This window comes from Pontibacter qinzhouensis (assembly GCF_008017455.1).
GTDB lineage: Bacteria > Bacteroidota > Bacteroidia > Cytophagales > Hymenobacteraceae > Pontibacter > Pontibacter qinzhouensis.
Genome location: NZ_VRTY01000141.1, coordinates 1 through 12,061, shown reverse-complemented (window position 1 = coordinate 12,061; position 12,061 = coordinate 1). Strand labels below are relative to the sequence as shown.

At 46.9% G+C, this 12,061-nt stretch carries 10 protein-coding genes; 5 read left to right on the top strand and 5 right to left on the bottom strand.

Features of this window, described 5'->3' with window-relative positions; translation table 11 throughout:
* The first annotated feature begins 196 nt into the window (after positions 1 to 196).
* Together FVR03_RS22400 and FVR03_RS22395 are read left to right on the top strand one after the other, a co-directional pair.
* Positions 197 to 2,800, top strand: coding sequence for a M1 family metallopeptidase (locus tag FVR03_RS22400; protein WP_147924016.1), 2,604 nt, complete (start codon positions 197 to 199; stop codon positions 2,798 to 2,800).
* Positions 2,801 to 3,014: 214 nt separating this feature from the next.
* Positions 3,015 to 5,036, top strand: a complete 2,022-nt coding sequence (locus FVR03_RS22395) for a tetratricopeptide repeat-containing sensor histidine kinase (protein WP_147924015.1) — start codon at positions 3,015 to 3,017, stop codon at positions 5,034 to 5,036.
* 178 nt (positions 5,037 to 5,214) lie between these two features.
* Here FVR03_RS22395 and FVR03_RS22390 read toward each other — a convergent pair whose 3' ends face one another.
* The 3 genes from FVR03_RS22390 to FVR03_RS24620 form a co-directional block, all read right to left on the bottom strand.
* Positions 5,215 to 6,186, bottom strand: a complete 972-nt coding sequence (locus FVR03_RS22390; RefSeq protein ID WP_147924014.1) for a deoxyhypusine synthase family protein — start codon at positions 6,184 to 6,186, stop codon at positions 5,215 to 5,217.
* 247 nt (positions 6,187 to 6,433) lie between these two features.
* Positions 6,434 to 6,976, bottom strand: a complete 543-nt coding sequence (gene hslV, locus FVR03_RS22385; RefSeq protein ID WP_187270269.1) for an ATP-dependent protease subunit HslV — start codon at positions 6,974 to 6,976, stop codon at positions 6,434 to 6,436.
* The gene (locus tag FVR03_RS24620; RefSeq protein ID WP_187270268.1) at positions 6,933 to 7,151 is read right to left on the bottom strand and encodes a hypothetical protein; all 219 of its coding nucleotides are present in this window, start codon (positions 7,149 to 7,151) and stop codon (positions 6,933 to 6,935) included. The genes hslV and FVR03_RS24620 overlap by 44 nt, the downstream gene beginning before the upstream one ends.
* Before the next feature lie 215 nt (positions 7,152 to 7,366).
* Here FVR03_RS24620 and FVR03_RS22380 point away from each other — a divergent pair, with 215 nt between their 5' ends.
* Both FVR03_RS22380 and FVR03_RS22375 read left to right on the top strand, forming a co-directional pair.
* The gene (locus tag FVR03_RS22380; protein ID WP_147924012.1) at positions 7,367 to 8,632 is read left to right on the top strand and encodes a DUF2157 domain-containing protein; all 1,266 of its coding nucleotides are present in this window, start codon (positions 7,367 to 7,369) and stop codon (positions 8,630 to 8,632) included.
* Positions 8,622 to 9,200, top strand: coding sequence for a GDYXXLXY domain-containing protein (locus tag FVR03_RS22375; protein ID WP_147924011.1), 579 nt, complete (start codon positions 8,622 to 8,624; stop codon positions 9,198 to 9,200). Before FVR03_RS22380 ends, FVR03_RS22375 begins: the two co-directional genes overlap by 11 nt.
* 101 nt (positions 9,201 to 9,301) lie before the next feature.
* Here the strand turns inward: FVR03_RS22375 and FVR03_RS22370 are convergent, their stop codons facing one another.
* Positions 9,302 to 10,981 (bottom strand): pyruvate dehydrogenase complex dihydrolipoamide acetyltransferase, encoded by a 1,680-nt coding sequence (locus FVR03_RS22370; protein ID WP_147924010.1) that lies wholly within the window; start codon positions 10,979 to 10,981, stop codon positions 9,302 to 9,304.
* A gap of 117 nt (positions 10,982 to 11,098) precedes the next feature.
* Positions 11,099 to 11,725 carry a histidine phosphatase family protein gene (locus FVR03_RS22365; protein ID WP_147924009.1) on the bottom strand — a complete coding sequence of 209 codons (627 nt, stop codon included), beginning with the start codon at positions 11,723 to 11,725 and terminating at the stop codon, positions 11,099 to 11,101.
* A gap of 64 nt (positions 11,726 to 11,789) precedes the next feature.
* On the opposite strand from FVR03_RS22365, the gene FVR03_RS22360 reads away from it, so the two are divergent.
* The coding region (locus tag FVR03_RS22360; protein ID WP_147924008.1) for a hotdog fold thioesterase at positions 11,790 to 12,061 on the top strand (272 nt) is incomplete at its 3' end.

Here is a 12,061-nt window from a genome sequence, read left to right as displayed (position 1 = left end):
CATGTAAATAGCTCTATTTCAATCAATTTACAGCTTTCTTAGCCATTAAACAAGTGCCTAATTCAATTAAATTATTCTAATCAAAATGCCCTTCCGAAGATAATTCTACCTTTTTTATCCAAGGGTAAGGATGCCTTACTAGCAGCTTTCTGAATAAGAATAGTTGCTTATCTTTACCATAGCAAACTCACGGTACATGAAATTTCCTCTACTACGTTCTCTTTCAACAGGTTTAGTACTTTCTGTTATGGTTTCAGGCTTTTCCTGCACTTCCGGTTTACTTCCTTCTGAAATTGTTCCATTAGAAACAGGTGTTTCGAACCAGCTGGCGCAGCACCGGAAGCAACAGATCCGGCACCTGCTGTATAAACTCCATTTCGATTTACCACAGAACAGAGAGGCTGCCATAGCTGCCCACGAAACCATTGAATTTGAATTGGCAGCTACAGACCAGCCGCTGCAGCTCGATTTTAAGGAGAATAGCGACCATCTACAGAAGCTCACTGTTAACGGGAAACAGATAGCCATTCGCCACGAAAAAGAACACCTGCTCATTCCGGCCGAAAATTTAAAGGTCGGGAAAAACCAGATAGCCATTGTATTCACAGCTGGAGATCTTTCGCTTAACCGGAACGACGATTTTCTGTACACGCTGTTGGTGCCCGACCGGGCCCGCACCTTGTTTCCCTGTTTCGATCAGCCAGACCTCAAAGCTGTCTTTACACTTTCGCTAACATTGCCTCAGAGTTGGCAGGCGCTGGCTAACGCTCCTTTACAAGATTCCACCAGCCAGGGCCAGAGCAGGAAGCGCTATCAATACCTGCCATCCGATACCATCAGCACCTACTTGTTTTCATTTGCAGCCGGTAAATTTATTCAGGTGACCAGGCAGGAGAGTGGCCGTACTATGCACTTTTATCATCGGGAAACAGATGGCGAAAAAATTAGCCAGAGCCTGGACCCTATTTTTCAGCTACACCGCGATGCGCTGCAGTTTATGGAAACCTACACCCAGATCCCCTACCCTTTCCAGAAATTCGATTTCGTGGCTATTCCCGATTTTCAGTACAACGGCATGGAGCATGTGGGAGCCATACAATACAAAGCGGCTTCCTTGTTTTTAGACGCTGGTGCCACACAAGATCAGAAAATTGCTCGCTCCAGCCTGGTGGCGCACGAAACAGCCCACATGTGGTTTGGGGACCTGGTTACGATGGAGTGGTTCAACGATGTCTGGATGAAAGAAGTCTTTGCCAATTTTATGGCCGACAAGATTACCCAAACATCGGTAGCCGGTTCAAATTACGATCTCAAATTCCTGATTGACCATTTCCCGGCTGCCTACAGTGTGGACCGGACGGCTGGAGCCAACCCCATCAGGCAAACACTGGAGAACCTGCAGGACGCCGGAACCTTGTACGGCAACATAATTTACCACAAAGCCCCTATCGTGATGCGCCAGCTGGAGCGACTTATGGGCGAAGAGAAATTCAGGCAAGGCCTCCGCGAATACCTGAATACCTATGCGCATGGCAATGCCACCTGGCCTGACCTGATAAAGATTATGGATGTTCACACGCCCACCGATTTGGAGAGTTGGAGCAAGGTGTGGGTAAGTGAGCCCGGCAGGCCTCTCTTCGATTATGAACTCAAAACTGAAAGTGGCCGAATAAAAGACTTTACTATAAGGCAAATAGGCGAAGATGGCTCCGATAGGCTCTGGCCACAACTGTTTGAGGTAGCGCTGGTGTACCCAAACCGCGTGGAGGAACTAACCGTGAACATGGCCACAGAGCAGGTGAGGCTACAGGAAGCAGTTGGCAAAGAAAGTCCGCTTTTTGTGTTGTTCAATTCTACCGGGCAAGGCTATGGCCTTTTTCCTGTTGACATGCACATGGCAGCTACCATGTCGCAACTCCAGGATCCTGTTATGCGCGCAAGTGCCTATATTAACCTGTACGAGAACATGCTGAGCCAACTGAGCATTACACCTGCCCACCTGCTTGATCTTTACCTGGCAGCTTTGCAGCAGGAGCCTGAAGAGCTAAACCTGAAACTGCTAACCGGGCAACTGGAATCGATATTCTGGCGCATGATAGTACCTGCTGCCAGAGTTGCCAAAGCTCCTGAAGCAGAGGAAAAATTGTGGCAGGCGCTGCAAAAGGTAAGCGATAAAAATGCGAAAAAGCTGCTTTTCTCAACTTACAAAAACATAGCTCTAACGCAAGAGGCGCAGGAAAAGCTGTACTTTATATGGCAGAAAGAACAAGAACCGGCGGGCGTAACACTAACTGAGGATGATTATACCAGCCTGGCCTTGAGCCTTGCCGTACGCGATTACCCTGGAGCAGACAACATACTGGCCACACAGTTGCAGCGCATCAAGAACCCGGATCGGCAGAAGGGCCTGCAGTTTATGTTGCCTGCTCTCTCTGGAAATGTGGTGCAACGCGATGCCTTTTTTAACACGCTTACACAACAGGAAAACCGCGAACGCGAAGCCTGGGTATTGGCTGCTCTGCAGTACCTGCACCACCCGCTCCGCCATGCTACCTCTGAGAACTACCTGCCGGAAAGTCTGAAGCTACTGGAGGAAATTCAGCTAACCGGTGATATATTTTTCCCGCAGAACTGGTTGGGTACTATTTTCAGCTCCTACCAAAGCCCGGAAGCTGCGCAGCTGGTCCATCAGTTTTTAGACGAACACCCTGCGTTAAATCCAAAACTAAGAGCAAAGGTTCTGCAAGCGGCTGATGGGCTTTTCAGGGCGGCAGCTTTACAGACTTCTGAAGCACGGTAAAAGCTAAACGCAACAGCAGGAGTAACTTAAGGTAGTAGCAGTCTGCCGGATCAAAAGGTGGTAGCTAAAAATAAAAAGAGTATAATTGAGTGGCTAAATGAATGATATGTAACTATTTGGTGTTAAGGTCTGCGAACAAAGTGCGTTCATCAGTGAAAATGACCGCAACCAAATATACAAGTTACTGTCATTTGGTTCTAGCTGTTTACCTTCTATGAGAAAACTTCTATTTTTCCTGCTGCTGCTGCCGCTATCGGTTTTTGGGCAGGCATCCCTCACCGATAGCCTTTTTACGCAGCTGTCTGAAGCTAAATCTGACTCTCATAAGGTTGAGTTGCACTACCAGCTTGGCCGGCATTATTTTCTTTCTGATGTTAAGAAAGGATTCTATCATGCCAAATCTGCCCGGGTTATTTCTTCCAGAATTGGGTATAAAGCTGGCGAAGCCAAATCGCTGAACCTGCTGGGCTATGCGCAGGTAATTCTGGGGGAGTACGACAAAGCGCTCAGTTACTACTTCAGGTCGCTTAAAATAGCGCAGGAAACAGAAGCAGATGATGCTATTATAGTGGCATACAACAGCATAGGCAGCGTCTATTTCCGGATCAACGATAACCAACGAGCTTTAAATTATTACGAGCAGTCGCTGGAGCTGGCACTTAAAGCCGATGATAAGCTGGGAATAAGTAAAGTATATAATAACCTGGGCAACGTGTACGAGTCTCAGAAAGACTTCGATTTAGCCTTAAATTATTTTAAGCAGGCTGCCAGCCTTCAAAAAGAATTTAACCATACCAGTAGTCTGGCTATTAGCCTCTACAACATAGGTAACCTGCACCTAAACCTGGAAGAACCCAAAGATGGTTTGCCTTACCTGTTCGAGTCGCTGGAGCTGAACCAGGAGGTTGGCAACAAAATGATAATGGTGGGCACTCTCAAAAGCATTTCTAATATTTACCTGGTTTCAGGTGATAAATCTGAAGCCTTAACCTATGCGCTCAGGAGCTATGACATGGCGCAGGAAACCGGATCCAACAAAAAAATAGCCGACGCTTCCTGGTTATTGCAAGATGTATATGCCGCTATGGGCAAGCATGCCCTGGCACACCAGTTCCTGAAGGTTTATGTGGAGCAACAACAGCTACTGAATATAGAAAACCAGCAAAAAGTATCGCAGGAACTATCGGTGAGATTTGAGACGGAGAAAAAAGAACTTGAGAACCAGAAGTTGAAAGCTGAAAATGCGTTACAGGCAACTATATTAGGCAAACAAAGGCTTTTCGAAATTTTTGGCGGTGTTATTATCTTATTTATGCTGGGCACCCTCATTGTATTAGATGTTAACCGGCGACGCATAAAAGACAGAAACGAGAAGCTAAAGCGAATAAACAACCATGTACATGCCAAGAACCTGGAAATTTCGTCGCAGCGTTCCGAAATTTCGTCGCAGGCTCTTGCTTTGCAGGAGAAGAACCAGGAGCTGGAGCAGAACAGTTACTTTAAGAACAAGCTGTTCTCCATAATTTCGCACGATCTGCGCAACCCGTTTCATTCTATAAAAGGTATGCTCCAGGTTATTCAGCGCAGAGGAATTTCGGAGCAGGATCTGCAGTACACGTTTAAAATACTTTACCGCGATGTGGAGCTAGTTCAGAATATGCTTAATAACCTGCTCCTATGGTCAAAGGCGCAGTTAGATGGTTCTTCCGTTGTCTCCACGCCTCTTAGTCTGCACAGCCTTGTGTCAGAAAACATGGCGCTGCTTACATCGCAGGCAAACGAAAAAGGGGTGCAGTTACTTAACCTGGTGCAGCAGGAGGCGTTCGTTCTAGCCGACCAGGACCGGCTTCATTTTGTTGTCCGCAACTTGTTGAGCAACGCTATTAAGTTTTCATATCCGGGTGGCGAAGTAATCGTTACTACAGAAATAGCCGGAACGGAAGTCTCGCTTTCAATAAAAGACAATGGCAAAGGTATTTCGGAGAAGAACCTGGTGAAACTGTTCTCTAATAATAGGTTTACAACGCCAGGCACAGCCAAAGAAAAAGGAACCGGCCTGGGCTTGATGTTCTGCAAAGACTTTGTGGAAAGTATGCGAGGTACCTTACAGGTAACCAGCAAGGAAACCAGAGGCAGCGTTTTTATCATCACGCTCTCTAAAGCCGATATAGCTCAAGCATTCGTTGCCAACCCTGCTGACCACTGCAACACCGATAGCGAGCTACAGCCTGTTTAAATAGAAGTTCAGAGGTAGAAGTACAGGCTTTGCTTTAAAGTTATGTTACAATTATGCCAATGAAATAGGCCTTCAAAAGCAAAATAACTGATTTTGCGTCAAGGGTAATCAGGGGCAGGCACAAAAAAAGGCTGCGTTGCTTCAGCCTTTTTTTGTTACATATAAATGCACCGGCCTGTTACATATCCAGCACAATCGCAAAAATAAGCGGCACCACAATCGTAGCATCAGACTCTATCACGAATTTAGGGGTGTCTTTGCCAAGCTTACCCCAGGTTATTTTTTCGTTCGGAACAGCCCCTGAGTAAGAGCCGTAGCTAGTGGTGGAGTCCGATATCTGTGCAAAGTAGCCCCACAAAGGCACACCGGTGCGCTGCAGGTCCTGGTGCAGCATCGGTACCACGCAAATCGGGAAATCGCCTGCTATACCACCGCCTACCTGGAAGAAGCCTATAGTAGACTCATCTGTGGCGGTTTTGGTGTAGTAATCTGCCAGCTCCATCATGTACTGAATACCGGTTTTAACCGTATGCACATTCTTGATGTCGCCACTTATAACGTGCCCGGTAAATATGTTGCCGAGTGTGGAGTCTTCCCAGCCTGGTACAAAAATAGGCAGGTTCTTTTTGGCAGCTTCCAGCATCCAGCTATTTTTAGGATCTATCTGGTAATACTGCTCCAGGTCGCCGGAAAGCAGGATCTGGTAAAAGAACTCGTGCGGGAAGTAAGATTCGCCAGCCTTATCGGCTTTTTCCCAGTACTTCAGCACCACATGCTCCAGGCGGCGCATAGCTTCCTCTTCCGGAATGCAGGTATCGGTTACCCGGTTCAGGTGGCGGCTCAGCAGTTCTTCTTCATCAGCGGCAGAGAGCTCGCGGTAATGCGGCACGCGCTCATAAAAGTCGTGCGCTACCAGGTTAAAGATGTCTTCCTCCAGGTTAGCTCCTGTACACGATATAGCATGTACCTTATCCTGCCGGATCATCTCGGCCAGGATAATGCCTAACTCAGCTGTTGACATGGCGCCGGCCAGTGTCACGAGCATTTTGCCACCATTGTTCAGGTGCGCCTTGTACCCTTCTGCAGCATCTATCAGAGAGGCAGCGTTGAAGTGCTTGTAATGTTTCTTTAAGAAATTTGTTACGTCCATGTTTGTTTACATTAAGCCAGCCCATAAAGGTGGCCAGAGTCCGCAAGTTAAAAATTAAATAGTATATAGCTCTTACGGTTCATAAACTGCTGCAGTTCGCAAACCGGCCTGCGCCGGGAATTCCTATGTCAGATTATTATCCTTCAGATTCAGTTGAGAAACGTTTTTCAGGACTTGATTTTATACTTCCGCGAAAATAAAATTTTCAGGCAAAGCAATTCATAAACCCTTTCATGCGCCTAAACTGTTACTCGGCCGGTTTCTCTATTATCAGGTTGTGGTTGGTGTAAATACAGATATCGGCTGCAATAGTCAGGGCTTCGCGCACCATTTCTTCTGCCGATAAATGTGGTGCGTGCTTTTTAAGTGCCAGTGCGGCCGCATGGGCAAACATGCTGCCGGAGCCGATGGCTGCAATTTCGTTATCGGGCTCCAGCACATCGCCTGTGCCGGAAATAATGAGCAATTCATTTTTGTTGGCAACCACCATCATGGCTTCGAGCTTGCGCAGGTACTGGTCTTTGCGCCAGTCTTTGGCAAGCTCTATGGCCGCGCGCTTCATGTTGCTGTTATACGAATTGAGCTTTTCCTCGAAGCGCTCCAGCAGTGTAAAGGCATCGGCAGTGGAGCCTGCAAAGCCTGTCACGATTTTACCGTCGAGCAGCTTCCTTATTTTTTTTACATTACTCTTGGCAATATGTTTGTCCATGGTGGCCTGGCCATCTGCACCCAGCGCTACTTCGCCATTATGGTACACACCCAGCACGGTAGTCGATCTTATCTTGGTCATAATTTTTTGTTTCGATGTACGAAAGGTCAGGTTCTTCTGATCTCCAGGTAATTCTTTCTTGTAAAGCTACGGTTCCTTCAAATAAAAAGCCAATGGTGGCAAATGTGCCAAATTGACCGAAGAAATGAGCTACAGGGGAATTAGTTTTAGAAGTCCGCCCCTCTATTCTTCCCAAAAGTTCTGAATCTTATAAATTATTTAAATGAATTGGCCCTTCCAAAGTATTTTCATCGAAAAAAGGTCAAGGGTATATGCACCGTCAGCTGCTTCCGTTATGCAAGGAAAGACTTTAACAGTGAATCTAGATCTGGTAAACAGATACAGCTGGTTTTTTAAATTAAATTTTCTGTACCTTTTGTAGGTGAAAACGATTTTTAATTTGTTCCTCCCATGACAAAAGATCTACCTGAGCTGGTACAAGCCGGGGTAATTACACCACAAACTGCTGATGACATTCGGGCATATTATGCTGCCAAAGCAGTGCAGGCTCCGAACAGGCTATTGCTTGTATCCGGCATTCTGGGCGCACTCCTGATCGGCTTAGGCATTATTTTGATAATAGCGCATAACTGGGATGACCTGAGCCGCAGCGTAAAAACAATGTTGGTGTTCCTGCCCCTGCTGATCAGCCAGGGCCTCGCCGGTTATACACTTTTCAAAAAGAGAACGAGCAGCGCCTGGCGCGAGAGCACTGCCACCCTCCTTTTCTTTTCGGTGGGGGCAACTATGGCCTTGGTGAGCCAGGTGTATCACATTCCGGGAAACTTAAGTAGCTTTCTCCTGACCTGGATGCTGCTTTGCCTGCCGCTCGTGTACCTGCTTTCCTCCTCTTTTGCCTCCCTGCTGTACCTGGCTGGCATCACATTGTTCGCCCTCGAAAGTGGTTTTGGAAGTTATGATTCTAATCTGGCCTATGGCTACTGGCCTTTGCTCCTGTTGCTTGTGCCATATTACAGGCAGTTGTTCCTGCTGCGCCCAAACAGTAATGTTGCCGTATTCCATCATTGGCTCCTTCCGCTCTCTCTGCTCCTGGGCCTTACCACTTTGCTTCATGCTACGCAGGAAGTGCTGTTTATCGCTTATATGAGTCTGCTCGGCATTTTTAGTTTAGTTGGAAATACTGGCACTTTAAAAGATTTGCCTCTACGAAGCAATGGCTATTTATTTTTAGGATACCTGGGCAGTGCAGGCGTTTTACTAGCCTTTACTTTTAAGCTGCTTTGGGTAAATGTAAGCCGCTTTGAAATAGTTTTTTTAGCACCTGAACTTATAGCTGCCATACTTCTTACTGGCGCAGCCGTAGCGCTGTTGCTTTACAAGTGGCAGAAGCGGCAGGGCCTTCATCCAATGGAGTATGTCTTCTTGTTTTTTATCCTGTTTTTTGCCCTGGCGCATGTTTCTGTTATAGCTGCCACCATCTTAACCAACATACTTGTGCTTGCCATTGGGTTGTATACGATCAGAGCAGGTGCCAGAAAAGATAGTTTAGGCCTGCTGAACCTCGGATTGCTTTTTATTACGGCCTTAATTCTACTTCGATTTTTCGATTCAAATTTAAGCTTTGTGATGCGGGGGCTGTTGTTTGTGCTGGTCGGCACGGGCTTTTTCTTTGCTAACTTTTTTATGCTTAAAAAACGGAATACTTATGAAGCTTAAGAACTTCCTCCTCCCGGTGTTTATACTGGTTTGCCTGGCCCAGCTATACATCCCTGTCAGCATGATACGGAACAAAGAAGATATTCTGCAGAATGGCAAAGAGTTTAAATTCCTGACAGCGCCTATCGATCCGTATGACCCATTCAGAGGAAAGTATGTATCCCTGGATTTCAAAGAAAACAACTTCCCTGTAAATAATGCCGAAGCCTGGAAAAGGGGATGTAGCATTTACCTGCATCTAAAAACAGACACGCAGGGTTTTACCACAATCAGCGGCATCTCGCCTGAACGTCCGGCAGCAACAACAGACTATATTGCTGGCAAAGTAGAGTACGTGTCGCACCACAGTGGGCGCAACCATGTGTTTTTCCAATTGCCATTCGACAGGTATTATATGGAAGAATCAAAAGCCTACGAGGCTGAAGTAGCTTATAGAACTCTGCAGCAGGATAGTACGCAGCTGACTTACGCTCTGGTTCGTGTAAAAGAAGGTGAGGCTGTGTTACAGGAGGTACTCGTTAATGAAGTTCCTTTAAAGGTTGTGGTAGAGCAGCAGCGTGAATTATAATTGGTATACATTCAAAACATAAAGAAATTTTTCACCTCAACCCTTAACAAAAAAGGCCTCCCAAATTGTTGGAAGGCCTTTTTCATTAGAATAATTTAGGCTTACACCAGAATCCTGACAGGGTTCTCTAACAGGTTCTTGAAAGTTTGCAGGAAGGCTGATCCTACAGCGCCATCTACTACGCGGTGGTCGCAAGACAAGGTAACCTTCATGATGTTACCGATCTTGATCTCTCCGTTCTTCACCACAGGCACCTGCGAAATACCACCTACTGCCAATATACAGGCATTTGGCGGGTTTATGATGGCCGTGAACTCATCGATGCCGAACATACCCAGGTTAGAGATGGAGAACGTGCTGCCTTCCATTTCAGCTGGCTGCAGTTTCTTGCTCTTCGCTTTGCCACCGAGTTCTTTCACTTCCGAAGAAATAGCAGAAAGCGATTTAAAGTCGGCATTACGTACCACTGGCACCAGCAGACCTTCTTCTACTGCCACAGCCACACCAATGTTAATGTGCTTGTTGTAGCGAATTTTGTCGCCTAACCAGGAAGAGTTAACAGCCGGGTGCTGACGCAACGCTACAGCAGCCGCTTTCAGAACAAGGTCGTTGAAAGAGAGTTTAACCGGAGAAACTTCGTTCATGCTAACACGTGCTTCCATGGCTTTGTCCATGTTAATAGACATGGTCAGGAAGAAATGAGGAGCTGTGAACAAGCTTTCTGACAGACGGCGGGCAATTACCTTGCGCATCTGCGATACGTTTACTTCTTCGTACTCTTCGGTTGGAACACCAGGCAGAGCAGCCGGAGCTGCTTTAGGAGCCGGTGCGCCTTTAGGTGCCGGAGCAGCCTCCTGAGGAGCAGCAGAAGGTTTAAAGTTCTCCACGTCGCGCAGCACTATGCGGCCGCCTTCGCCGGAACCTTTGATCTGAGATAGTTTAAGACCTTTTTCCTGAGCTACTTTTTTAGCAAGAGGCGAAGCTTTAACGCGACCGTTCTCACCAGAAGTTTCCTGTTCAGCAGTACCAGATGTTTCTTCTGCACCTACTGTTTCGGCACGGGCTTCGATATCTTCATCTGTGGTGGCATTTTCTTCGCTGTCGCTTAATGCAGAAGAATCTGCGTCGAGCAGCGCTTTGTAATCTGCACCTTCTTCGCCAATTACGGCAATGGTAGCATCTACAGGCACCGAGTCGCCTTCTTTTACTCCAATGAAAAGTAAGGTGCCATCTTCGTACGCTTCAAGCTCCATGGTGGCCTTGTCGGTTTCTACCTCAGCCAGAATGTCGCCGGCGCTTACTTTGTCGCCTTCTTTTTTCAGCCACGATACCAGTACACCTTCAGTCATGGTGTCGCTCATTTTCGGCATCTTTATAACAGAAGCCTTAATGTTGGAGGTGTCTACAGCAGCTTTTTTAGGTGCAGGCGCTTCTTTTTTAGCGGGAGCAGCTTCTTCTTTTTTCTCCTCCGGCTTTGCCTCCTCTTTTGCAGCAGGTGCTCCGCCGCCTTCAATCTCAGACAACAAGCCTGAAATATCTTCACCTTTTTCCCCAAGAATGGCAATAACTGCATCTACAGGCACAGAATCGCCATCTTTCGGACCAATGTACAGGAGTGTACCATCTTCGTAAGACTCCAGCTCCATTGTCGCTTTGTCAGTCTCTACTTCTGCCAGGATGTCGCCGGAACTAACGCTATCGCCAACTTTCTTTAGCCAAGATGCGATCACCCCCTCCGTCATTGTGTCACTCATCTTGGGCATTTTTATAACTTCAGCCATATATTATCGTGTTGTTTTTTCGCCCAAAGGTCTTTTTTTAATCAGCCCAAAATTAGATTTAAAAATATTTTATTCAAACTATACTTCACATTTTGTTCAGCTACTCCTAAACTACCATTATTTAGCCAGCTCTTCGAGGTGCGCCACATCGCAGTATTTTTTTACAGCGAACATAGAACCGGTATAATCCAGCTCGTAGAGGCACAGGTTCTGGTGCTCGAACTGGTCCATGCAGCTGAGTGGGTAATTGAGCAAATTGCAAAGCAATATACGCATAGCTCTGCCGTGCATGCAAATTAAAACTGTTTCTTCTTCGGGGCGGCTTTTCAGTAGCTCAATAACCGGCAGCTGCCGTGCTGCCACCAGCTCGGGGCTCTCTCCTCCTTCAATGCATTCGGAGGTTCCGCCTGCGGTCCAGCGGCTGAGCAGGTCATAGTAATAGGCATCTTCTTCCGGTGTTATCAGGGTGCCTTCGCGGGTGCCCCAGCAAATCTCGTTCAGGCCTTCGTACTGCTCATGCGGAATACCCAGGTCTATAAAACCCTGCACCGACTGTATGCTGCGCTGCAGCACCGAGGTGTACACTTTATCGAAGCGTATATCTTTGTATTTATCGAAAAAATGTGCGGCCTGTTTGCGGCCGGTAGCGTTAAGGGAGGAGTTTACACCGCTTCCCTGCACAATGCCCTGCAGGTTAAAATCAGTCTCCCCGTGTCGGATCAGGTATATTTTCTTAATACTCAAAATTCTTCTACTTTTGCCTTTTCAGTGTTATAAGCCCCTAAATTAGGAAACCAAATCTATATCTATGCAAAAAAATGAGCAGGTGCTGGATAAAATGAGAGAATGGTGCCAAAATACCATGATCGACCATTTAGGCATCGAGATTACAGAATGCGGCCAAGACTACATTTGCGGCAAAATGCCTGTAGACAAGCGCACACACCAGCCTATGGGCCTGCTGCACGGAGGAGCTTCTGTGGCACTTGCCGAAACACTGGCCAGCATCGGGGCAGCGCTGCAGGTAGACCTGAGCAAAAAAGCCTGCGTAGGTTTGGAAATTAACGCCAACCATTTAAA